The organism is Campylobacter sp. 107 (assembly GCF_002383835.1).
GTDB lineage: Bacteria > Campylobacterota > Campylobacteria > Campylobacterales > Campylobacteraceae > Campylobacter_D > Campylobacter_D jejuni.
In genome coordinates, this window is sequence record NZ_NXBA01000009.1 from 24712 (window position 1) to 48206 (window position 23495).

The 23495-nt window shown below is 28.8% G+C and carries 25 protein-coding genes; 18 read left to right on the plus strand and 7 right to left on the minus strand.

Annotation, left to right across the window (positions count from 1 at the left end):
• Window positions 1-31: 31 nt before the first annotated feature.
• The 3 genes from ciaB (at window position 32) to cysM (ending at window position 3288) form a co-directional block, all read left to right on the plus strand.
• Complete coding sequence (gene ciaB, locus BGS40_RS00180; protein WP_096738205.1) at window positions 32-1864, plus strand: invasion protein CiaB; 1833 nt, start codon at window positions 32-34, stop codon at window positions 1862-1864.
• A 101-nt stretch (window positions 1865-1965) separates the two neighbouring features.
• A complete protein-coding gene (locus BGS40_RS00185; RefSeq protein ID WP_002859562.1) occupies window positions 1966-2262 on the plus strand; it encodes an HU family DNA-binding protein in 297 nt (98 codons plus the stop codon).
• Window positions 2263-2388: 126 nt separating this feature from the next.
• Window positions 2389-3288 carry a cysteine synthase B gene (cysM, locus tag BGS40_RS00190; RefSeq protein ID WP_052793837.1) on the plus strand — a complete coding sequence of 300 codons (900 nt, stop codon included), beginning with the start codon at window positions 2389-2391 and terminating at the stop codon, window positions 3286-3288.
• A gap of 6 nt (window positions 3289-3294) precedes the next feature.
• Here the strand turns inward: cysM and BGS40_RS00195 are convergent, their stop codons facing one another.
• The 4 genes from BGS40_RS00195 to BGS40_RS00210 all read right to left on the minus strand — a co-directional run bounded on the left by BGS40_RS00195 (window position 3295) and on the right by BGS40_RS00210 (window position 5283).
• Window positions 3295-3855 carry an SCO family protein gene (locus BGS40_RS00195; RefSeq protein WP_052781815.1) on the minus strand — a complete coding sequence of 187 codons (561 nt, stop codon included), beginning with the start codon at window positions 3853-3855 and terminating at the stop codon, window positions 3295-3297.
• Complete coding sequence (locus BGS40_RS00200; RefSeq protein WP_087692060.1) at window positions 3852-4304, minus strand: hypothetical protein; 453 nt, start codon at window positions 4302-4304, stop codon at window positions 3852-3854. Before BGS40_RS00200 ends, BGS40_RS00195 begins: the two co-directional genes overlap by 4 nt.
• Before the next feature lie 3 nt (window positions 4305-4307).
• The gene (locus BGS40_RS00205) at window positions 4308-4727 is read right to left on the minus strand and encodes a copper chaperone PCu(A)C (RefSeq protein ID WP_002852580.1); all 420 of its coding nucleotides are present in this window, start codon (window positions 4725-4727) and stop codon (window positions 4308-4310) included.
• An 85-nt stretch (window positions 4728-4812) separates the two neighbouring features.
• Window positions 4813-5283: a hypothetical protein gene (locus BGS40_RS00210; RefSeq protein ID WP_087692059.1), complete on the minus strand. Its 471-nt coding sequence runs from the start codon at window positions 5281-5283 to the stop codon at window positions 4813-4815.
• Window positions 5284-5438: 155 nt separating this feature from the next.
• Between BGS40_RS00210 and BGS40_RS00215 the strand changes: the two genes are divergently transcribed.
• The 4 genes from BGS40_RS00215 (at window position 5439) to BGS40_RS00230 (ending at window position 9443) form a co-directional block, all read left to right on the plus strand.
• Window positions 5439-6416, plus strand: coding sequence for a L,D-transpeptidase family protein (locus BGS40_RS00215; RefSeq protein WP_002870168.1), 978 nt, complete (start codon window positions 5439-5441; stop codon window positions 6414-6416).
• A complete protein-coding gene (locus BGS40_RS00220; protein WP_052781818.1) occupies window positions 6417-7403 on the plus strand; it encodes an alanine racemase in 987 nt (328 codons plus the stop codon).
• 2 nt (window positions 7404-7405) lie between these two features.
• Complete coding sequence (locus BGS40_RS00225) at window positions 7406-7873, plus strand: tRNA (cytidine(34)-2'-O)-methyltransferase (protein ID WP_058000649.1); 468 nt, start codon at window positions 7406-7408, stop codon at window positions 7871-7873.
• 103 nt (window positions 7874-7976) lie between these two features.
• Window positions 7977-9443 (plus strand): alanine/glycine:cation symporter family protein, encoded by a 1467-nt coding sequence (locus tag BGS40_RS00230; protein ID WP_052781819.1) that lies wholly within the window; start codon window positions 7977-7979, stop codon window positions 9441-9443.
• Between the two features lie 27 nt (window positions 9444-9470).
• On the opposite strand, the gene BGS40_RS00235 is transcribed toward BGS40_RS00230, so the two are convergent.
• Both BGS40_RS00235 and BGS40_RS00240 read right to left on the minus strand, forming a co-directional pair.
• On the minus strand, window positions 9471-10199 hold the full coding sequence (locus tag BGS40_RS00235) for an amino acid ABC transporter ATP-binding protein (protein WP_022552288.1): 729 nt from the start codon (window positions 10197-10199) through the stop codon (window positions 9471-9473).
• A complete protein-coding gene (locus BGS40_RS00240; protein WP_002852595.1) occupies window positions 10192-10935 on the minus strand; it encodes an amino acid ABC transporter permease in 744 nt (247 codons plus the stop codon). Before BGS40_RS00240 ends, BGS40_RS00235 begins: the two co-directional genes overlap by 8 nt.
• An 82-nt stretch (window positions 10936-11017) precedes the next feature.
• Here BGS40_RS00240 and BGS40_RS00245 point away from each other — a divergent pair, with 82 nt between their 5' ends.
• Entirely contained in the window at window positions 11018-11197 is a 180-nt protein-coding gene (locus BGS40_RS00245; RefSeq protein ID WP_010891894.1) for a hypothetical protein, read from the plus strand.
• Window positions 11190-11759, plus strand: coding sequence for a DJ-1 family glyoxalase III (locus BGS40_RS00250; protein WP_087692058.1), 570 nt, complete (start codon window positions 11190-11192; stop codon window positions 11757-11759). Before BGS40_RS00245 ends, BGS40_RS00250 begins: the two co-directional genes overlap by 8 nt.
• A 29-nt stretch (window positions 11760-11788) precedes the next feature.
• Here the strand turns inward: BGS40_RS00250 and BGS40_RS00255 are convergent, their stop codons facing one another.
• Window positions 11789-12154, minus strand: coding sequence for a histidine triad nucleotide-binding protein (locus BGS40_RS00255; RefSeq protein ID WP_002852408.1), 366 nt, complete (start codon window positions 12152-12154; stop codon window positions 11789-11791).
• Between the two features lie 122 nt (window positions 12155-12276).
• On the opposite strand from BGS40_RS00255, the gene pheS reads away from it, so the two are divergent.
• The 9 genes from pheS to BGS40_RS00300 all read left to right on the plus strand — a co-directional run bounded on the left by pheS (window position 12277) and on the right by BGS40_RS00300 (window position 23495).
• Entirely contained in the window at window positions 12277-13269 is a 993-nt protein-coding gene (pheS, locus tag BGS40_RS00260; RefSeq protein WP_096738206.1) for a phenylalanine--tRNA ligase subunit alpha, read from the plus strand.
• Window positions 13266-15587, plus strand: coding sequence for a phenylalanine--tRNA ligase subunit beta (gene pheT / locus BGS40_RS00265; protein ID WP_096738207.1), 2322 nt, complete (start codon window positions 13266-13268; stop codon window positions 15585-15587). Before pheS ends, pheT begins: the two co-directional genes overlap by 4 nt.
• Window positions 15584-16870 (plus strand): 3-phosphoshikimate 1-carboxyvinyltransferase, encoded by a 1287-nt coding sequence (aroA, locus tag BGS40_RS00270; RefSeq protein WP_052793843.1) that lies wholly within the window; start codon window positions 15584-15586, stop codon window positions 16868-16870. Before pheT ends, aroA begins: the two co-directional genes overlap by 4 nt.
• On the plus strand, window positions 16860-17693 hold the full coding sequence (locus BGS40_RS00275; RefSeq protein WP_002867459.1) for a 4-hydroxy-3-methylbut-2-enyl diphosphate reductase: 834 nt from the start codon (window positions 16860-16862) through the stop codon (window positions 17691-17693). Before aroA ends, BGS40_RS00275 begins: the two co-directional genes overlap by 11 nt.
• Before the next feature lie 131 nt (window positions 17694-17824).
• Window positions 17825-19495 (plus strand): 30S ribosomal protein S1, encoded by a 1671-nt coding sequence (locus BGS40_RS00280; protein WP_096738208.1) that lies wholly within the window; start codon window positions 17825-17827, stop codon window positions 19493-19495.
• Window positions 19495-19983 (plus strand): hypothetical protein, encoded by a 489-nt coding sequence (locus tag BGS40_RS00285; protein ID WP_052793844.1) that lies wholly within the window; start codon window positions 19495-19497, stop codon window positions 19981-19983. The genes BGS40_RS00280 and BGS40_RS00285 overlap by 1 nt, the downstream gene beginning before the upstream one ends.
• Window positions 19980-21563 carry a phosphoglycerate dehydrogenase gene (serA, locus tag BGS40_RS00290; RefSeq protein ID WP_096738209.1) on the plus strand — a complete coding sequence of 528 codons (1584 nt, stop codon included), beginning with the start codon at window positions 19980-19982 and terminating at the stop codon, window positions 21561-21563. Before BGS40_RS00285 ends, serA begins: the two co-directional genes overlap by 4 nt.
• Complete coding sequence (locus BGS40_RS00295; RefSeq protein ID WP_052781825.1) at window positions 21550-22212, plus strand: response regulator transcription factor; 663 nt, start codon at window positions 21550-21552, stop codon at window positions 22210-22212. Before serA ends, BGS40_RS00295 begins: the two co-directional genes overlap by 14 nt.
• The gene (locus BGS40_RS00300; RefSeq protein WP_096738210.1) at window positions 22206-23495 is read left to right on the plus strand and encodes a sensor histidine kinase; all 1290 of its coding nucleotides are present in this window, start codon (window positions 22206-22208) and stop codon (window positions 23493-23495) included. The genes BGS40_RS00295 and BGS40_RS00300 overlap by 7 nt, the downstream gene beginning before the upstream one ends.

Here is a 23495-nt window from a genome sequence, read left to right on the forward strand (position 1 = left end):
AATTAAAAAAGTTAAAAAGGAGAACAAAAGTATGAATAATTTTAAAGAAATAGCTAAATTGGTTAGAAAGTATAAAGAAAGAAATAATGCGTTATATGAGTTTTTAGACAAAGAAGATGTGGGTGAGTATTTTAGATCTTCGATTTCTTTAAGTGAATTAAAACAAGATAAAACAACTATGCTAGCCATACTTAGGCGTTTGGTTGATTTAAAGGAAGAAAATTTAGTTCAAGAGTGGAAAAAAAACAACTTTAAGGAAGATAAGATTATAGAGTTAAAACATAAGTTCTATGAAGAGGTTAGAAAGTTTTATGAAAAAGAACATCAAAATTTAATTAATGAAATAAAAGAGAAAAAACTTTTAAATAATTTTTATCAGTCTTTAATACAAGGAGTGCATAATATAGGTTTAATTATGAATATTTTTGAAATTTCTTGGACTAAAGAAATTATAGAAAAAAATAATAAAATTTTATCTACTCAATTTCCAAATTTAGATGATGCAATGGAATTTTTACGTAAAAATCATTTATATCAAAAAACTCCAGAAGGAGAAATTTGTGAGCGAAGCTATGGTGTTTTAGTTAGAATAGGAAATTTATGGAAATTTGTTCCTTATGCGAGATTTTTTGAAAATGAAATTTTAAAATTAGAATTTGCTTTTGAAAATATGATTGATCAGCTTAAAATATTTGCTAGCAACGAAGAGGAAAAAGCTTATATAGAATATTTTGAAAAATTAAAATTAGCGTTTTGTGAAAAAGATGAAGATAGAGTTATAAAAACTTGGCAAGAAGCTGAATTTGCTTGGATGAAAGTAAAATCACCTTTGCAAGTGGGACATCCTTTAGAATATTATGAAGATAATTATACTCATGCGGTAGCATTAGAATGGGATATAAGAATAGAAGATGAGAATGATTTTGATGTTTTGAAATTTGGTAGTGAAATTAAGGAAAGTTTTGAACATGTTTATAAAAATATAGGACTTGAAGATTGTGAATTAGAAAAAGAAGTTTTATCTAATATAGAAAAAACTCAACTTTATATTTGCACTCCGATGATATTTTATGGTGCTGAACTTAAAGGTTTATTCTCAGCTCAAGTCGTTCCAAATGATGAGTTTGTAAGTTCTAAGGCAGGTAAAAAAATATTTGCCTTTATAAATTTTGTATATGAAAATGCTAAAACAAAGCCTTTTATGAAAATTTCTAGCGAGGTTTTTGATAAAGAATTTTTGGATTTTGGAAGAAATATTTTATTTTATCAGGAAAAAATTTGGAAAAGGGTTTATGAAGTATCAACTATAGGTCATGAATTTGGTCATATATTTTTTATTGCTAATGATACCGAAAAAACAATGAATCAGAGTGGTTTTTTTAAAAATATAGAAGAATATAAAGCTACTACAGGTGGACTTATAAATTTCTTTTATCATGAACAAGATGACTTGATAATGCCTGTTTTTCATGAACTTATAAAAAGAGCTATTGGACTTATTTCTTGGCAAAGGGTTGATGAAGTTAGACCTTATTATACGGAAGGACTTATTCATCTTAGCTTGCTTTTTGAAAGCGAAGTATTGATTTTTGAAAATAATAATTTGAAGATAAATTTTGATTTAGGGCATTATGAAAAATTTAAAGAGCTAACTTTAAAAAATTATCATGAATTGGCAAAACACTATGTTTTAAGACTTGATGCAAAAGAGTTTTTAAGTAGATTTTGTGAAATTGAAGATAATATTTTTCTTCCTATTATGCCTAAGTGTAAAGAATTTGTTAAATTTTATTATGATTTATACGAGAAAATTGGTAATGAAATTGATAATAGTGGAGAATTTGAAAGATATAAGAAAAAATAATAAAGTTTTTTGAAAAAAACTTAAAAAAAGCTGTTTTTTACTTGATATTGTTTTTTAAATATGCTAAAATTAGGCGTTTCAATTAAAACAAAGGAGCTTTTATGACTAAAGCAGATTTTATTTCATTAGTTGCTCAAACAGCTGGGCTAACAAAAAAAGACGCTACTACTGCTACTGATGCAGTTATTTCTACTATTACTGATGTTTTAGCTAAAGGTGATAGCATCAGTTTTATTGGTTTTGGTACTTTTTCAACTCAAGAAAGAGCTGCTAGAGAAGCTAGAGTACCAAGCACAGGAAAAACAATCAAAGTTCCTGCTACAAGAGTTGCAAAATTTAAGGTAGGTAAAAACCTTAAAGAAGCTGTTGCAAAAGCAAGCGGCAAAAAGAAAAAATAAAACTTCGGCTAGATAAATTCTAGCCTTCTTTCTTAATTGATCCAGATATTTTATATCTTTTATTTACTTTATTTTTTTAAACTTTTATAAAACTATCATTATTAAATAAAAAAGGATATTAAAATTATGAAAGTATATGAAAAAGTAAGTGAGCTTATAGGAAATACTCCTATTATACATTTGAAAAAATTTGGTATTAATGTTTTTGCTAAATGTGAATTTTTAAATCCTAGTCATTCTATAAAAGATAGAGCAGCTTTTGAAATGATTAAAGATGCTTTAGATAGCAAAAAAATTAATCAAGATGCTACAATAGTTGAAGCAACTAGTGGAAATACTGGAATTTCTTTGGCTATGATTTGTGCAGATTTGGGACTTAAATTTATTGCTGTAATGCCCGAATCTATGAGTTTAGAAAGAAGGCAAATGATAACACTCTTTGGTGCTAGGTTGGAATTAACTCCTGCAAATTTAGGAATGAAAGGAGCAGTTGATAAAGCAAATGAAATATTATTAAATACTCCAAATTCTTTTATGGTTTCTCAATTTGAAAATATCTCAAATAAAAATGCACATCGTAAGAGTACGGCTTTAGAAATTTTAAGAGATTTGGATAATGAACTTGATATTTTTGTAGCTGGTTTTGGAACTGGTGGTACTATCAGTGGAGTTGGGGAAATACTAAAAGAAAAATTAGAAAAAGTGCATATTGTTGGAGTCGAGCCTCTAAATTCTCCATTGCTTAGTAAAGGTGAAGCAGGAAGCCATAAAATACAAGGAATAGGGGCGAATTTTATACCTGCTATTTTAAATAAAGAAGTTATAGATCAAGTGATCACGGTAAGCAATGAAGATGCTATAAATACAGCCAAAGAACTTGCCAAAAGTGGTTTAATGGTAGGTATATCAAGTGGAGCAAATGTATTTGCCGCAAGTATGTTAGCAAAGAAATTTCCAGATAAAAGAATTTTAACTATGTTAAATGATACGGCTGAAAGATACCTTTCAACTGATCTTTTTGCTTAAGTATAATTATTGAGAATTTAGAAAAATTCTAAGTTCTCTTAAAATTTCTTGTGGATTTAAATCGCTAATTTCTTTATAAAAATGACCTTTTTCATCAATAAGATAAAGCATATTGCTATGTGCTATAGAATAACCCATAAAAGAATCATTTAGATCTATTTTTTGATATTGAACATTATATTGTTTTGTTATTTTTTGAAGAGTTTTTTCATCTTTTGCAATTAAGGCATCTGCTTTTGGGTAAAAGTATCGTAACCATTCGTTTGTATTGCTTAAGTTATTATCTCTATTTGGATCTAAAGAAATAAAAAGAATGTGAGCTTTAGGATTATTGATTTGCTTTAAGACTTTGCCTACTAAACTAAGAGTTGCTGGACAAACATCAGGGCAATAAGTGTATCCAAAATAGATAATAAGCTTATCTCCTTTAAAATCTTTTAGGGTGGTTTCCTCTTTTAAATCTGATTTTAAGATAAAATCATAAGAATTTTGATGATTTTTAAGGAAAAATATTACACCTAAAATAATGGCAACTATCACTATAAACAAAATAATATTTTTTTTCATTTTTTTAGCTCAAAATCAAAATAAAATCCTATGGGTTTATTATTATCCATAAATTCTACCCTAAAACGCATAGTATCCAAAACACAAGTAGCAAGAACTATTTTGCTTTCATAATCTGTTGAATTTAATCGATGTATTTTAGGTTTAATTTCACCCATATACATATTTAATCCATAAATTTTAATTCCTAAGTTGTTATAATTTCCTAGATTTACAATCTTTAGATTTGTAACATCTAAAGATTGTAAGGGTTTGGGATTTAGGGAAATTAAGACTTTTTTATTGTTAAAACTATATGTGCAGTCTTTAACATTAAGATCGCAAGTCAATGGGGTAGAAAAATCAGCTTTTGTTATTTTTTGAGAATCTTTTATTACATAAAAATCAAAAATAATATATAAAATAGCAATAACAAAAGCAAAAGCTAGGATAAAAATAATTTTTCTCATTAATTAAAATTCTTTAGAATCAATATTTTTTAACTCTATGGTTTTGTGATTATTAAATTTTAAATCTAAATTTACCTTCGTGTCTTTAATAATAGGTTTTTTTAGTTTTAAAAGCATTATATGGTAACCTCCAGATTTAAGCTCTGTGCTTGAATGAGCTTTTATAATAATTTCAGGAATTTTTTGCATCATCATTTTTCCATCTTTATGTATATGTGTATGCAGTTCACTGACTTCACTGATATCGCTTTTGGCACTTATTAGAGCAATATCCTTATTAGTATTATTAAAAATAGTAAGAAAAATAGCACTATTTTGCGCATGAGGTGGAGTTTGTTTTACAAAGGCATTTTTTACCTCTATATCATTAACAGCCCAAAGATTTACAGCAAAAAGAGCACCTAAGAGAAGAATTTTTTTCATATTGTATCCTTATTTTTATAATATTAAATATTTGTTCATTATATCAAAAAATATTTTTATTTGAATATAAAATTTTGAAAATTTTTCAATGTGTGTTACCTGTTTGAAAATTTTTTTGCATAGTAACATCAAAATCAAAGAAAAAACCAGTTGGAGTATTATTGTTTAAAAATTCAACCCTAAATCTAGAATCATCGGTAATGCTTCTACCTATAAAATTTATAAGAATATCACCATTAATTATATTAAATTTAGGAATGATATCGCCTATATAGGAATTTAAACTATAAATTTTAATCTTTAAATTAGAATAATGAGGAAAATTCTTAATTTTTATAGTAGTTTTATTGAAAATTTTTATAGGTTTTGGGTAGGCTGAAACTTCAATATTTTTTTTATTAAAAGAAAAAACACAATCTTGTAAATTTAAGTCACAAGTTAGAGGTTGGCATGTATTTAAGCTAAATATACTTTCTTTCTTTTTATCATATAATGTATAAAAAGCTAAAAACAAAATGCCTAAAAAAGACATTCCTATAAAAAAATTTCTTATCATTATAGACAACCTTTTAAAACAAGCCTTTATGATTTGTAAAAATTATATCATAAATAAGGCTGCATTGTTAATATAATTAATATTTTTTAAGAAAAAAAATATTATAATCACAAACATTTTTGACTTAAAAAATTTGAAATACCTAAGGAAAAACATTGTTAAAACGACTTGCTTTATTAATTGCACTTTCTTCATTGATGTTGCATGCCTCAGATCTTGTTAAAATTTATCTTAATCAAGGATTAGATGCTGTTGGTGTAGCGATTGAAAAAGAATTAACTCAAAAGGATTTTTGGTTAAGTGAAATAGGAGATAAAAATATTTCACTTGGATACTATGATGATAATGTTGCTATCGTGCTTACAAATAAAACAGATAAAATTCTCCGTGTTTATTCTTACGAGGACGGAAAAATAAGAAAAGATTTTGAACAAAAAGAAATAATAACTGGATTAATGGGTGATAAAAAAATAGAAGGAGATTTGAAAACGCCAGTAGGTTTTTATGAGTTAGGCCGTAAGTTTAATCCAGGTGATCCTTATTATGGTCCCTTTGCTTTTGCCACAACTTATCCAAATTTACTTGATAAAGTACAAGGAAAAACAGGTGGTGGTATTTGGATCCATGGCTATCCTTTAGATGGTTCTAGACTTGATGAATTTAAAACAAGAGGGTGTATTGCTTTATTTAATAATAATTTGGAGAAATTTGCAAAAGTTGTGCAAGATAAAAAAGTTTTTGTTATGACAGAAGAAAAAGAAAAAATTAGAGCTAAAAAGGATCAAATCGCTAGTTTATTGGCTGATCTTTTTACATGGAAACTAGCTTGGACAAATAGTGACACTAATGCCTATTTAAGTTTTTATGATGAGCAAGAATTTAAACGTTTTGATAAAATGAAATTTGAACAGTTTGCTTCCATGAAAAAATCTATTTTTTCTCGTAAAGAAGATAAAAAGATTAAATTTTCAGATATTAATATCAGCCCTTATCCGAATTTAGAAAATGAAACTATGTATAGAATTTCATTTTATGAGGATTATTACACTAAAAACTATCAGTTTAGAGGCGATAAAATTTTATACGTTAAGATAGATAGTAAAGGTAAAATGAAAATTTTAGCAGAGCAATAAATGTCTTTAATAAAAATTGATCAAAAAGCTTATGAATACAATTTAAGACATATTGCTAAAAAAATAGGGAGTTTTCAAAGATTAATTTGTGTTTTTAAAGATAATGCATATGGACATGGAGCTAAGCTTTTAGCTCCATTAGCCAAAAATTTAGGAGTTTCTTTTGTTGCTGTTAAGAGTGAAGAAGAAGCTCGAGAAATCGAAGAATTTTTTGAGAATATATTAATACTATCACATCGTCCTCATGGTAATGAAAATTCTCGATTTATTTATGCTTTAAATGACATTTCTCAAGTAAAAAATTACAAGCAAGATATAAAAATACATCTAAAAATAGATACAGGCATGCATCGCAATGGAATTTGTGTAGAAAATTTAGAGCATGCTATAAATCTTATTCAAAGTAGTGATTTAAAACTTACTGGAATGTTTACACATTTTGCTAGTGCAGATGAAATGGATGGAAGTTTTTTTGTTCAAAAAGAAAATTTTCAAAAAGCTAAAAAAATAGTAAAAAAATATTTTTCAAATTTATTATTTCATTCGTATAATTCTGCAGCATTATTTAGAGGGAAAATTCCTGAAGATGAATATTGTAGAGTTGGGCTTGTTCAATTTGGATATGGGGATTCAAATTTAAAAAGAGTTTTAAGTTTGTATGCTCATAGATTAAGTCAAAGGAATTTACAAAAAGGACAGAGCATAGGATATGGAGGCATTTTTACTGCTGCAAAGGATATGGAAGTAGCAACTTATGATTTGGGTTATGCTGATGGTCTTTTCCGTTACAATGGAAAAGGGGAGTTGGTGCTTGGAAATGGAAAAACAATGCTTGGAAAGATGTCAATGGATAGTTTTTCTTGTGAAAATTCTGGTGAGGAAATTTGCGTGTTTAAAGATGCTGATATTTGGGCTGATTTTTTTCATACTATTAACTATGAAATTTTAGTAAAATTAAATCCTAATATTCCAAGAGTTCTAGTATAAATATGTTTAATATAGTTTTAGTTCACCCTAGAATACCGCAAAATACAGGTAGTATAGGTAGAATGTGCTTTAATGCTGGTTTTAAACTTCATATTGTTAAACCAACTGTTTTTGATATTTCACAAAAGGCTGTTAGAAGGGCAGGACTTGATTACTGGGATAAATTAGAGCCTATTATTTGGGAGAATCTTGAAGAATTTTTGAATGAAAATATGATTTATAAAAATCGCTTTTTTTTCGCAACAACTAAGAGTCAAAAAGCTTATTTTGATGTAGAATTTCAAAAAAATGATTTCTTATTCTTTGGAAGTGAGAGTTATGGTTTGCCTATGGAATTAATGCAATTAAATTGGGAAAATGCTATAACTATACCTATGAAATCTTATGGAAGAAGTTTAAATTTAGCTACAAGCGTTGGTATAATCTCTTATGAAGCTTTAAGACAAAATTTTAGAAATTTTGCTTCTTAAAAGTTTCAAATTTACACAATAGCTTAAAACAAATAAAATCATAAAGTCCTTTTTATAAAAATTATGTTAAAGTAAAATTTAGATTATTTTTTGAGGAGTTTGGATGAATTTAGATATTATGCTAGATTTTGCCAATAAAGCGTCTGATATTATAGCTAATAAGATTGTCCCAAATACAGACATTATTATGGTAGTTTTACTTATTGTTTGTGGGCTTTATTATAGTTTTTTAACTCGCTTTGTTCAGTTTCGTATGTTGAGTTCTGTATTTAAAATTCTTACAGAAAAAAACGAAGGACACGCTAAAGAACATATTTCACCTTTTCAAGCATTAATGATCTCAACTGCTTCTAGAGTTGGTATAGGAAATATTGCTGGAATTTCTTTGGCATTGGCTACAGGTGGAGCTGGTGCTTTATTTTGGATGTGGGTTATGGCATTTTTTGGTGGTGCCTCAGCATTTGCTGAAAGTACCTTAGCTCAAGTTTACAAATCAAAAGATGATACAGGCGGGTTTAAAGGTGGTCCAGCTTATTATATAAAAAAAGCCTTAGGCTCACATTTTTTTGGAGCTTTTTTTGCTTTTATTCTTATTATTACTTATGCTTATGGATTTAATGGACTTCAAAGTCAAACAATGACTTCGTCTTTTAAAGTTTATTATGATATGTTTAATCCAAATGCTACTGTAGATTTTGCATCAAGTTCTTGGCCAATGATTATTGGTATTGTTTTAACTATTTTTGGTGCATGGATGTTTTTTTCTCACCATACTAAAATAGGTAAAATTAGTTCTTTAATTGTTCCTTTTATGGCTTTAGCTTATGTTTTACTTGCCGTGATTGCTGTTTTAATGAATTTTGATAAAATTCCTTCTGTGATTCATATGATTTTACAAAGTGCTTTTGATTTTAAAGCGATTTTTGGTGGTTTTGCTGGTTCTGCTTTGGTTATAGGGATTAAAAGAGGACTTTTTTCAAATGAAGCGGGTATGGGCTCGGCACCTAATGCAGCTGCAGCAGCTTTGACAAGTCATCCAGCTAAACAAGGTGTTATACAAGCCTTTTCAGTTTTAATTGATGTTGTTGTTTGTACAAGTTCTGGATTTTTAGTTCTTTTTTCTATGGCATATTTGGGACTTGGAGAAAGTAAAATTGATGGTGGAATGCCTTTAGTTCAAGAAGCTATGCGTGAGTATTACGGTAGCTTTGGAATCCATTTTATTACTATAGCTATTGTTCTTTTTGCAATAACTTCTTTAATAGGAAATTATTATTATGCTCAAGCTAATGTTAAATATTTAACAAATTCCAAATTTGTAATGAATTTGTTTAGAATTACAGCTGTGGCTATGATTTTTATAGGCTCGCAAATGAATTTAAAACTTGCTTGGAATTTGGCTGATTTGACTATGGCTTTCATGGCAACGACAAATATTATATCTTTATTGCTTTTAGGTGGTATAGTAAATAAAGTTTTAAAAGATTTTAATACGCAACAAAAATCTGGTATAGATCCTAAATTTAATGCTAGCAAACTTGGAATTAAAAACGCTGAATGTTGGGATTAAAATTCATAAGCCTTAGTGGCTTATGAATTAATGATTTAAAACCTTGTTTAAAAATTCTCTCAATCTTTCATTGCTAGGATTTTCAAATACTTCTTTAGGGCTTGCATCAACAGCAATTTTTCCTTTATCCATAAAAAATATACGATTGGCAACATTTCTAGCAAAGCCCATTTCATGAGTTACTACAAGCATAGTTAAACCTTCTTTTGCAACATCTTTCATAATGCTTAGAACCTCGCCTATCATTTCAGGATCTAGAGCTGAAGTAGGTTCATCAAATAAAATAACATCAGGATTCATCATCAAGCTTCTAGCAATAGCTATGCGTTGTTTTTGTCCGCCAGAGAGCTTATGGGGCATTATATTTTCTTTGTCTGCTAAACCCACCTTAGCAAGAAGTAATTTTGCTTTTTTTATGGCTTCTTCTTGACTTAAAATTCCTGTTTTAATGGGCGTTAAACATAAATTTTCCATAACATTTTTATTAGCAAAAAGATTAAAATGCTGAAATACCATGCTAACTTTTTGCCTGATCTTATTAATATCAATTTCTTTATCAAGTATGTTTTGCTTATTGATTAAAATTTCCCCACTATCAGCTAGTTCTAAGCGATTGATACAGCGTAAAAATGTACTTTTTCCGCCTCCACTTGGACCTATGATAGCTATTACATCGCCTTTTGAGATTGTAGTGTTAATATCTTTTAAAACTTCTAATTCTCCATATTTTTTTTGTAAATTTTTAACTTCAATCATTTTTATTCATCCTAAGTTCAAGTTTTTTTGCAAAATAGCTAAAAATTTTTACGCTTACATAATAAACAAGTCCAGTGAAAATAATAGGTTTTGGATTGTAAAGTACGGCTTGCAGGCTTTGACTTTGCATGGTAATATCAATAACACTAATAAATCCTACAACAGAAGTTTCCTTAAATAAAGAAATAAATTCATTAGCTAATGCAGGTAGAATGTTTTTAGTAGCCTGTGGAAGAATAATTTCTTTCATTGAAGTTTTGTAATCAAGTCCCATTGCTCTTGCAGCTTCCATTTGTCCCTTATCTACACTATTAATGCCACTTCTTACAATTTCTGCTATATAAGCCGAGCTATTAAGTCCTAGTGCAAGAATGGCTGCATAAAGGTTATCTATAAAAGTAAAAATTACAAAAGCAAAAATCATCAATTGTAAAATTACTGGTGTTCCTCGTATAATGTCTATATATTCATCTATAATAAAATTAAGCGTTTTAAATTTAGAGAAGTGTAAAATAGCTAAACTAAAACCAATAATCACTCCGATAATAACAGCACAAGCAGTTAATAAAAGTGTAATAAGATAACTTTTTAAATAAGCTTTTGCATTTTCTGTATAGCCATAGCTTACAACTCCACTAGGATCTTGAATTTTTAATATTTCTATTGGGAAAGAAAAATAGCCCCATAAAATAATAATAACAAAAAAAACAAAAATTCTTATATTTTTCTGATTCAATTTGTAAACCTTTTTAGAGAAATTATTTAAAAAAAGATTTTATAGAAATATCTTTGAATTTTCTCTAAAGATTTAAAAAAATGTGTTAGAATTTCCCAAAAATAAGGTTGTATTTATGGAAATTTTAGATTTCATTCTAATAGTTATTTTTGTGTTTTTAATGATTGTTTTGGTCATAGGTTTCAATCATCAAATGATGCAAAAAAACAAAGAAAGAGAAGAAAGATTTAAAAAATATAAAAAAGGAGAACAAAATGAGTAAAAAAGTATTAATTCCATTGGCTCAAGGTTTTGAAGAAGCTGAATTTATAGGAATTGCGGATGTTTTAAAACGAGCAAAAGAATTAAATCCAGATTTGGAAGTTGTTATAGCTTCGTTAAACAGTGAGTTATTGGTAAAAGGTGCTAATAGCATTAGTATAAAAGCAGATTGTTCTATAGAGGATGTTGATATAGAAAATTTAGATGCTATTGCTTTGGCGGGTGGCTTTGAAGGTATGATGAATCTTAAGAATTCAAATGTTATTTTAAATATCATTAAACAACTTCATAGCAAAAATAAAATTGTTGCCGCAATCTGTGCTTCTCCTATAGTTTTAAATGAAGCAGGTGTTTTAGAGGGCGAGTTTGCTTGTTATCCTAGTTGTGAAGTTGGACTTAATGGAAATCGTGTTAACAAGGCTGTAGTTGTAAATAAAAATGTTATAACTTCAGCAGGTCCAGCTACGGCAATTCTTTTTGGTTTAGAACTAGCTAAAAAGTTATGCGGTGATGAAATTTATCAAAAATTATATGAGGGAATGTTGCTATCTTTGACAAAATAGTTTAAATGGTAGTTTTTCTACCATTTAAATTAAAATAAAGCTTGAGGATTTTCTTTTTTAGTTTTTTCCTTAGGCAGTTCAAAACCTCCAAGCATATGAAAATGCAAATGAAAAACTTCTTGTCCACTATTTTTTCCACAGTTTGTTACCAAGCGATATCCACTTTTATCTACGCCTAAAAGAACAGCTAGTTCTTGTATGAAACTTGTCATTTTGGCCATAAGTTCAGGATCAAATTCTTGAAAGTCTTTAAAATATTTTTTAGGGATTATAAGTATATGTATAGGTGCTTTAGGTGCAATATCATGAAATGCTAGAAAATCGTCACTTTCAAGCACTTTATTACATGGAAGTTTACCTTCAACTATGAGTTCAAAAATTGTTTTTTCTTGCATTATTTATCCTTTTTTATTGTTAGTTTGATACAATTATATCTTTAAAGTTTGGTTTTTATGCTGAATTTAAAATAGTTTTTAATAGAATTAGAACTTGAAATATTTTATTTAAGGTAAGAAAATTGCAAAATTTTATAGAACAGATTCAAAAATGTGAGAATTTAAATGATTTGGAAGCCATTAGGATTTCCGTTCTTGGAAAAAAAGGTATTTTAACAGAAGGCTTTGCAAAGCTTAAAGAGTTAGAAGATGAGGAGAAAAAAGAATTTGCTGCTAAACTAAATGCACAAAAAGAAATATTTAATGAGGCTTATTTAGCCAAATTTAAAGATTTGGAAAATCTTGCTCTAGAAGAAAGAATGAAACAAGATGCTTTAAATTTTAACTATTTTGATGAAAGTATTACAACAGGTGCCTTGCATCCTGTTATGAGCACCATGGATAAAATCATAGAATATTTTATAGCTTTGAATTTTAGCATAGAAAAAGGGCCTTTAATAGAAGATGACTTTCATAATTTTGAAGCGTTAAATTTACCTAAATCTCACCCTGCAAGAGATATGCAAGATACCTTTTATTTTGATGATAAAAGGCTTTTAAGAACACAAACTTCGCCAGTGCAAATACGGACAATGCTTGCGCAAAAACCTCCTATTAGAATGATAGCCCCTGGTGCTGTATTTAGAAGAGATTTTGATATTACGCATACTCCTATGTTTCATCAAGTTGAAGGCCTTGTGGTGGAAGAAGGGCAAAAGGTTAGCTTTGCAAATTTAAAAAGTGTATTGGAAGATTTTTTGCGTTATATGTTTGGAGATGTGAAAGTTCGTTTTCGTCCAAGTTTTTTCCCATTTACAGAACCTTCTGCTGAAGTTGATATTTCTTGTGTATTTTGCAAAGGAAAAGGTTGTAGAGTTTGCAAACATACAGGTTGGCTTGAAGTTTTAGGATGTGGAATAGTTGATCCTAATGTTTATAATTTTGTTGGTTATGAAAATGTAAGTGGTTATGCTTTTGGATTGGGAGTAGAACGTTTTGCAATGCTTTTGCATCAAATTCCAGATTTAAGATCTTTATTTGAAGGTGATTTGAGATTATTGGAGCAGTTTAGATGATAATTACTAAAAGTTGGTTGAATGATTGGTTAGAACTTGAAGAAATAAGTTCAGATAAAATAGCTAAAACTTTAAACTCTATAGGTATAGAAGTTGATAGGGTTGGCGCTTTAAAGGCTCCAGATAAAGTTGTTGTAGGCTATGTTAAGGAAAAAATTAAACATGAAAATTCAGATAAATTAAGCATTTGTCAAGTTGATATCGGAAGTGAAACCTTGCAAATTGTCTGCGGTGCTGCGAATGTTGATGTAGGACAATTTGTAGCTGTTGCAACTAAAGGTGCTATCATGCCAAACGGTATGGAAATAAAAGAAGCAAAATTGCGAGGAGTGGATTCTTGTGGTATGCTTTGTTCTAGTTTAGAACTGGGTTTTGAAAAAATCAATGAAGGAATTATGCTTTTAGATGAGAGTATAGGGAAATTAGAACTTGGGAGACCTTTAAATACTTATGAAATTTTTAATGATGAGCTAATAGAAGTGGAACTTACTCCTAATAGGGGTGATTGTTTAAGTATTTATGGTATAGCTCGTGATTTAGCCGCAGCTTTAAATTTAAATTTAAAAGAACCAAAACCATTTAAAGAAAGTGAAAATGTTTTAGGTATCGGTAGAATTTTGCGCTTAGCAGCTGAGAAAGAACTTAATGGACTTTATAATTATCGAGCCATAGAGCTAAAAGAAGAAATTCAAACAAATTTATTGCTTAGTTTAAGACTTGCTCAAATTGAAGGTTTGGGAAATAATTCCATAGAAAATTTATTAAATTATGCAACGCATTCAACTGGTGTTCTTTTTAATGCTTATGATTTAAGTAGTTTTTCTGAAAAAGATGAAGAATTTACCATTAATTTAAGCAAGCAAGTGCATGGAGAAACAAAAGTATCTTACAAAGATAAACTTTTAAGCTTTAGCGGAATTTTCCAAAATAATGAAAGTAGATGTAAAGATGATTCTAAAATAATTATTATTGAGGCTAATTATACCGATCCATTGGTAATTGCAGATGCTAAAATATATCATAAAGATCAAGATGAAAAAATGCTTTATAGAAGTTTTAGGGGAAGTGAACCTAAATTAAATTTAGGAATGGATTTTTTGCTTGGTATTTTTGAGCAGATTCCAAATCTTGTTATTTATAGTTCTTCTCAACAAATTTTAACCGACAAAGAATTACCAATCATACCAATAAGCATTGAAAGTATTGGCGATATAATAGGGCAAAATGTTGATAAAGATGAAGTATTAAAAATATTGAAAAAATTAGGTTTTGAACTCATACTTTCAGGTGAAGGGCTTATAAATGTTAAAGCACCTTTACATCGTCCTGATATTAAAAATTTATCAGATATTTGCGAGGAAGTTGTAAGAATTATAGGTATTGATAATATTGCTTCTAAGGGTTTAGAATTTATAGAAAAAAATCGTTTAAATTCTGCATATAAAAATTATATTGAGTTTTTGAATTTAAGGAAAAGAGCAGTAGCTAGTGGTTATTTTGAAAGCTTACATTATGTTTTGGATAATGAAGAAGAACTTAAAAGATTGGGTTTTGATTCTGTTAAATTAAAACTAATCAATCCAATTACAGCAGAACTTAATACTTTAAGAACAACCCTTTTAAATCATTTGTTAAATGCAGCAAGTTTAAATGCAAAAAATTCTAAAAAAATTATTAAACTTTTTGAATTAGGGGTTGTTTTCAATGTTAATAATCAAGAATTAAATCGTATCGCATTTATCCATTCTGGCTTAAAAGAAGAAGCTAAAATTTCCAACAAGGCCAAACCTGAATCGGTGCAATTTTATGATTTTCTTTTGGACATTAAAAATATTATAGGTGATTTTAAACTAAAATCATCAAAATATAATATTTTAAGCCCTTATGAACAAGCAGATATTTATCTATCGGATATTAAAGTAGGTTTTATAGGCCGTTTGCATTTAAAAATAGAAAATGAGAGAGATTTACCAAAAACATATATTTGCGAACTTGATTTAGATTTAATCAGGCAAGATTTTAAAATAGCTAAGCCTTACTCCAAATTCCCAGCTATCACTAGAGATCTTAGCGTGTTAATACCTAAAGGTTTTGAATACAATCAGATTAAAAATTGTATCGAAGAATTGAATTTAGAAATACTTGAAAATTTTCGTTTAGTTGATATTTATAGTGATGAAAACCTTAAAGAATTTTATAGCATTACTATAAGTTTTTCTTTTAGGGATATAAATAAAACTCTAGAAGATAATCAAGTGAATGAATGTATGGATAAAATTTTAAACACTCTTAAAAATTTGGGTCTTGATTTAAGATGAAAATTTACAAATTGCAAACCCCTGTAAATGCTATACTTGAAAATATAGCAGCAGATAAAAGCATATCTCATCGTTTTGCTATATTTTCGCTTTTAACACAAGAAGAAAATAAGGCTCAAAATTATCTCTTAGCTCAAGATACTTTAAACACTCTTGAAATTATAAAAAATCTTGGAGCTAAAATTGAACAAAAAGATTCTTGCGTCAAAATTATACCCCCTAAAGAAATTTTATCTCCAAATTGTATTTTAGACTGTGGAAATTCAGGAACTGCTATACGTTTGATGATAGGATTTTTAGCAGGAATTTCTGGTTTTTTTGTTTTAAGTGGAGATAAGTATTTAAACAATCGTCCTATGAGAAGGATAAGCAAACCACTTACTCAAATAGGCGCTAGAATTTATGGAAGAAATGAGGCAAATTTAGCTCCACTTTGTATAGAAGGTCAAAAATTAAAAGCTTTTAATTTTAAAAGCGAAATTTCTTCGGCTCAAGTTAAAACAGCTATGATTTTATCTGCTTTTAGAGCTGATAATGTATGCACTTTTAGTGAAATTTCTCTTAGTCGAAATCATAGTGAAAACATGCTAAAGGCTATGAAAGCTCCAATAAGGGTTAGTAATGATGGCTTAAGTCTTGAAATAAATCCTTTAAAAAAACCTTTAAAAGCTCAAAATATAATCATTCCTAATGATCCTTCTTCGGCTTTTTATTTTGTTTTAGCAGCTATTATTTTGCCTAAATCTCAAATTATTTTAAAAAATATTTTGCTTAATCCTACTCGTATAGAGGCGTATAAAATTTTGCAAAAAATGGGTGCCAAGCTTGAAATGACAATAACTCAAAATGATTTTGAAACTATTGGTGAGATCAGGGTGGAGTCTAGCAAGCTTAATGGCATAGAAGTTAAAGATAATATCGCTTGGTTAATAGACGAAGCGCCTGCTTTGGCTATAGCTTTTGCTTTGGCTAAGGGTAAATCTAGTTTAATAAATGCTAAAGAATTACGTGTTAAAGAAAGCGATAGGATTGCTGTGATGGTTGAAAATCTAAAGCTTTGTGGTGTTGAAGCTAGAGAACTTGATGATGGTTTTGAAATAGAAGGTGGATGCGAACTAAAATCTTCAAAAATTAAAAGCTATGGAGATCACCGTATTGCTATGAGTTTTGCTATTTTAGGTTTGCTTTGTGGAATCGAGATTGATGATAGTGATTGTATAAAAACTTCTTTTCCAAATTTTATAGAGATTTTATCAAATTTAGGAGCTAGGATTGATTATTGAATTAGCAAAAAACTATGGTTTTTGTTTTGGTGTTAAAAGAGCTATTAAAAAAGCAGAACAAATAAAAGATGCCGCAACTATAGGCCCTCTTATTCACAATAACGAAGAAATTTCTCGTTTGCAAAAAAATTTTAATGTCAAAACTTTGGAAAATATACAAGCTTTAAGTAATGAAAAAAAGGCTATTATAAGAACCCATGGTATTACAAAGCAAGATTTAGAAGAATTGAGAAAAAAAGATATAGAAATTTTTGATGCCACTTGTCCTTTTGTTACAAAACCACAACAAATTTGCGAGCAAATGAGTAAGGAGGGTTATGAAGTTGTTATTTTTGGAGATGAAAATCATCCCGAAGTTAAAGGAGTAAAAAGTTATGTAAGTACAAAAGCTTATGTAGTTTTGGATAAAAAAGAACTTCAAAATATAAAACTTCCTAATAAAATAGCTGTAGTAAGCCAAACAACTAAGAAGCCTGAGCATTTTATGGAGATAGTAAATTTTTTAATACTTAAAACCAAAGAAGTAAGAGTTTTTAACACTATATGTGATGCAACCTTTAAAAATCAAGATGCCATTAAAGAACTCTCGCTTAAAAGTGATGTTATGGTTGTTGTAGGGGGTAAAAACTCAGCCAATACAAAACAACTTTTTTTAATTGCAAAAACCAATTGTGAAGATAGCTATCTAATTGAAACCGAAGAAGAGTTAAAAAAAGAATGGTTTTTAGATAAAAAACATTGCGGCATTAGTGCAGGTGCTAGTACTCCTGATTGGATCATACAAAAAGTTATCGCCAAAATAAAAAATTTTAAAATTAATTAAAAAATGTTTTCAAATAGCATAAAAAAGTCAAAAATTTAAAAAAAATTAACAAAAATAAAAAAACTTAACACTAATTAAAGAAAAATAAGGTAAAATCAATCAATTTCTAAAAATTATTTAAAAGGACCATAATGAGCGAGGTGAACAAAAAAGTTCAAGGCGGCGTAGATGATTATCTTGAGGAAGAAGATTTTGGACAGCTTTTAGAAGCTTTTGATAAATCAAGAGAAGAGGCTACAACAGAGGGTGTGATTGTAGAGATTAAAAATGATGAAGTTTATGTAGATATAGGTAAAAAATCTGAAGGTATTTTAGCTCTTAGCGAAATACAAGATGACAATTCTAAGCTATTATTTAATGTAGGCGATGGTATTAAAGTTGCTGTTATGGGTTCTCGTGGTGGCAGATCTTTACTTTCTCATAAAAAAGCTTTGAGAAAAGAAAAAGTTATCGAATTTATTAAAAACTATCAAGAAAATCAAGATGATATTTTTACCGTAAAAGTAGTTGGAAAAAATAAAGGCGGATTGATAGTTGTTGATGAAAATGATGTTGAATTTTTCTTACCAAAATCTCAATATGGCTTCAAAGAAACAAATAATATTATAGGCAAAACGTTTAAAGTTAAAATTATTAAAATCGACAAAGATGAGCAAAGTATCATTGTTTCTCGTAAAAAAACTTTAGATGACGAGAGAAGAAAACGCAAAGAATTGATCAATAATGTAGTACAACAAGAAGATTTAATTGAAGGTATTGTGAAAAAAATTACTACTTATGGTATGTTTGTGGATGTAGGAGGTGTTGATGGTCTTGTTCATTACAGCGAAATTTCTTACAAAGGACCTGTAAATCCTGGAACACTTTATAAAGAGGGTGATAAGGTTCCAGTTAAAGTTATAAAGTATGATAAAGAACGCAAACATTTATCCTTGTCTATAAAAGCGGCTTTACCTGATCCATGGAGCGAGATAAAAGATACTCTTGATGTAGGTGATACCATTAAAGTAATAGTATCAAATATAGAGCCTTATGGTGCTTTTGTGGATTTAGGAAATGATATAGAAGGATTTTTACATATCAGTGAAATTTCTTGGGATAAAAATATTAAAAATCCAAAAGATTATATCAACAAAGGTCAAGAAATTGATGTTGAAGTAATTGAAATCAATCCAAATGAAAGACGCTTAAGAGTTTCTTTAAGAAATTTACTTTCTAGACCTTTTGATGAATTTATGAAATCTTACAAAATTGCAGATGTGGTTGAAGGGGAGATCACCTCGGTAACTTCTTTTGGTGCGTTTGTTAAACTTGGCGGTATTGAAGGTTTATTACATAATGAAGATGCTTCTTGGGATAGAAACGATAAATGTAAAGATAAATTCTCTCAAGGGGATAAAATCAAGGTAAAAATTATCAAAATAGATGAAGAAAACCAAAAAATATCATTAAGCACAAAAGAATTAAACAGTTCTCCAGTGCAAGAATATGCCAAAATTCATAAAGTCGGCGATATTGTAAAAGGCACTATTCGTGATATTAAAGATTTTGGTGTTTTTGTAGAGCTAAGTAAAAATGTTGATGCTTTAATTCATAAAGAAGATATAAGCACTTCTATGCTTGAAAATTTAAAAATTGGCGACGATATTGAAGCTGCTATAGTTTTTATTGATGAAAAGAAAAATAGAATTCGCCTAAGTGTCAAAAATCTTGTTAGAATGAAAGAAAGAGAAGTTCTTAATGAAATCAATAATGATGATAAAGTAACTTTAGGTGATATCATTAAAGATCAGCTAGCTTAATGAAAAAATACATTACAATAAGCATTTTGAGTATTTTATTACTCATTTTGCTTGCTGTTGTTTTTACATTGCTTTGGCAATTTAAAGCTAATGTAAATTTTATTCCACAATTTGCTAAAGATACAAATACGCAGCCAAGCATTCAAACCCAAAATCAAGATCTTTCATGGCAAGAAGAATTAGCAAAATGGCCTACAAGAGATTTTACCCCAGCAGCAGAAAAATTTACCTTATATTTTGATGTAGATACTAGCGAGCTTAAGGAGAAAAATAAATATTATCAGCTTATAGTTGGAAAATATGATATTTATTCTATGTTTTGCTTAAGGCAGACTTTAAATTCTTTTAATGTGAAGTATTTTCTTCTTAAATCTGGCGATAGTCCAGAAATCTTCTTGGATACAGGCAATGAAAAACTTATAGATGATATTATCAAAGAATTAAAAAAATATAAAATAAATACAGAAGTAAAGGAAATTTGGTTATGAAAAAAAAGATTATAGTGTGTGATGCTATTTTGGATAAAGGTGTCGATATTCTAAGAAAAGCTGAAGATATTGAGCTTATAGAAGCTGCAAAATTTCCAAAAGATGAACTTATGCAAATGCTAAGCGATGTTGAAGTTGCAATTACTAGAAGTTCTACGGATGTAGATGTAAATTTTTTAAATCATGCCAAAAAATTAAAAGCGCTTGTGCGTGCTGGGGTGGGCGTAGATAATGTTGATATTCCAGAGTGTTCTAAACGAGGAGTGATTGTGATGAATGTCCCAACTGCAAATACTATTGCCGCAGTTGAACTAACAATGGCACATCTTTTAACATCAGCTAGAAGCTTTGTCAATGCTCATAATTTTTTAAAAATTGAAAGAAAATGGGAAAGAGAAAAATGGTATGGCATTGAATTGATGAATAAAACGCTAGGGGTTATAGGTTTTGGAAATATAGGTTCAAGAGTAGCTATCCGTGCTAAAGTATTTGGTATGAAAATTTTAGCCTATGATCCGTATATTTCTGCTTCTAAGATTACAGATTTAGATATGGAGCAAGCAAAAAATTTGGATGAAATTTTAGAAAAAAGTGATTTTATTACTATTCACACACCAAAAACCAAAGAAACCAATGGTATAATAGGAAAGCAAGAAATTGCAAAAATGAAAGATGGAATAAGATTAATAAATTGTGCTCGCGGAGGATTATACACAGAAGAGGCTTTATATGAAGGTTTAAAAAGTGGTAAAATAGCATGGCTTGGTATAGATGTGTTCGATAAAGAACCCGCGACCAATCATCCTCTTTTAGACTTTGAAAATATTTCAGTTACTTCTCACCTAGGAGCAAATACTTTAGAAAGTCAAGACAATATCGCAAGAGAAGCTTGTGAGCAAGCATTAAGTGCAGCACGAGGCGTGGCTTATCCTAATGCCTTAAATTTACCAATTAAAACTGAAGACTTACCACCTTTTGTAGCTCCTTATATAGAACTTGTTTCTAAAATGGCTTTTTTAGCTGTTCAAATTGATAAAAATCCTATAAAAAGTATTAAATTAGAGGCTGAAGGAATTATTGGTGAGTATGCAAATTCTATGCTAACTTTTGCAGCTGTTGGTGCTTTGGGTGGAATTTTAGGAGAGAAAATTAATTATGTTAATGCAGAATTTGTTGCCAAAGAAAAAGGAGTTGAATTATCTTGCGAAACTCTTCCAAATAGTGGTTATAATAATAAACTTAGCGTTAAAATTATCACCGAAAATTCAAATACCAGTGTTTCAGGAACAGTGTTTAATGAAAATGAACAACGCATAGTTGGATTAAATGGCTTTAAAACTGATTTTAAGCCAAAGGGAAAAATGATTATTTTTAAAAACAAAGACATACCAGGAGTTATAGCTAAAATCAGTTCCGTTTTGGCAGCTAAAAATATCAACATAGCTGATTTTAGGCTTGGTAGAGATGGTTTTGGGTATGCTTTGGCTGTTGTTTTGATTGATGAAAAAGTTCAAAAAGAAGTATTAGATGAACTAAAACAATTAGAGGCGTGTGTATTTGTCCAATATGTTGAAATTTAAAATTTTAATTATAGAAGATGATATAGATTTAAACGAACTGCTTGTTTTAAAGTTAAAATCTAGTGGTTATGAAGTTATATCTTTAGCGGATTTTTTTGGAGTTGAAGATTTGCTCGATAATGAGCAAATCGATCTTTTAATAGTCGATAGAAATTTGCCCAGTGGAGATTCTTTAGGAAAAATTCAAGATTTAAGAGAGCAAGGATATAAAGAAGCAGTTATTTTTCTTACAGCCAAGGCTTTGCATCAAGATTTGCTCGAAGGCTTTGAAAGTGGTTGTGATGATTATGTTTGTAAACCTTTTGATTTTAATGAGCTTTTGCTTCGCATTAAAGCAATTTTAAAACGCCATAAAAAAGAAGAAGAAAAACTATCTTTTGGTGATTTTATTTTAGATTTGGCTAATTATGAATTCTTTTACAAAAATCAAAAATTAGAAATCTCAAATCTTGACTATGAGCTTTTAAAATATTTTTTTGAAAATCCAAATACCTTGCTTACTAGACAATTTTTAAGCGAAAGCGTTTGGAAAGATGATACTACAAGTGATAAAACAATCAATATAGCTCTAACAAGACTTAGAAATAAATTTCCAAAACTAAAAGATCATATTATAAGTGTTAGGGGTGTTGGCTATAAATTATGCTAAAAACTAAAAATATTTTTATAGTTTTTTTTGTTGTATTGGCTTTGATTTTTGGGTTTATTTTTTATACTTTTACTAACTCTTATCTTAATTTCTTGCTTATAAAACAATATGAACAAAAAATCAAAAGCCTTGATGATGTTTTAAAATTTTCCCTCTTAGAGCATTTAAATGATGCTAATATTAAGGATTTTGCTAAAGATACTAGGGCTGATTTTATTATCCTAAACAATGATATGAAAATAAGTTCTGTAAAAAATCCTGATTTTTTTTCTAATCTTAAAGAAGGAGAAATTTTAAATTTCGATTCAAAAAAAATTCTCACTAAAAGCTTTATTTACAAAGGATATAAATATATTATTATTGTTTATCCTCGTTTTTTAGATTTAGAGCTTTTTTGGACAAAAATGGCAATCGGTTTTGGAGTATGCTTGCTGTTTGTTTTTATTTTAATGTTGTTGTTAGGTAGAAGAATAGAGAAAAATTTTAATAAAATTTTGGATTTTTTGGATTCTATAGGGGATCATAAAGTTGTTATATTAGAAAAAGGAATGTTTAAAGAATTTAATTTACTAAATGAGAAACTTTTAAAAACTAAAGATAAAATTCTAAAGAATACCCAAAAAAATAAAAAACAAAGCGATAAAATCACTTTAAAAAATACTCAGCTTGCTAGCGTGATTTCTGCTATTTCTCATGAGCTTAAAAATCCATTAAGCGTGATTGATCTTAGCTTAGAGATGCTAAAAGATGAGCAATTGGAAGATAAAAAATTAAAAAAGGAATTACTAGAAAAAATTTCACGTCAAAGCGTTAAACTTAATGCTTTAACCCATAAGCTTAATTTTGTTTTTAATCTTAATAGTGAAGCCTTGCAGATGCAAGAATTTGATCTTTTTTCTCTATGTGAAAAAATCACTAAAAACCCAGGCTTTGAAAGAGTTGCATTGCAAGGTAAAAGCACGAAAGTTAAGGCCGATGAATTTTTAATCGAGCAAGTGATTATAAATTTGCTTTCTAATGCTTTAAAATATAGTCAAAAAGAAGTCATTTTAACGGCAAGAGATCAAAAGATAATAGTGCAAGATTTTGGAAAAGGCATAGAAGAAGATAAAATAAAATTGATTACAAAAAAATTTTATAAAATTGATGTAAAAAGTGATAATTCTTTTGGTTTGGGACTTTTTTTAGTAAAGAAAATTTTAAATATACATAAAAGTTATCTTGAAATTTCTAGCACTTTAGGTTATGGTTCTAGTTTTAGCTTTAAACTCAGTCAAGGATAA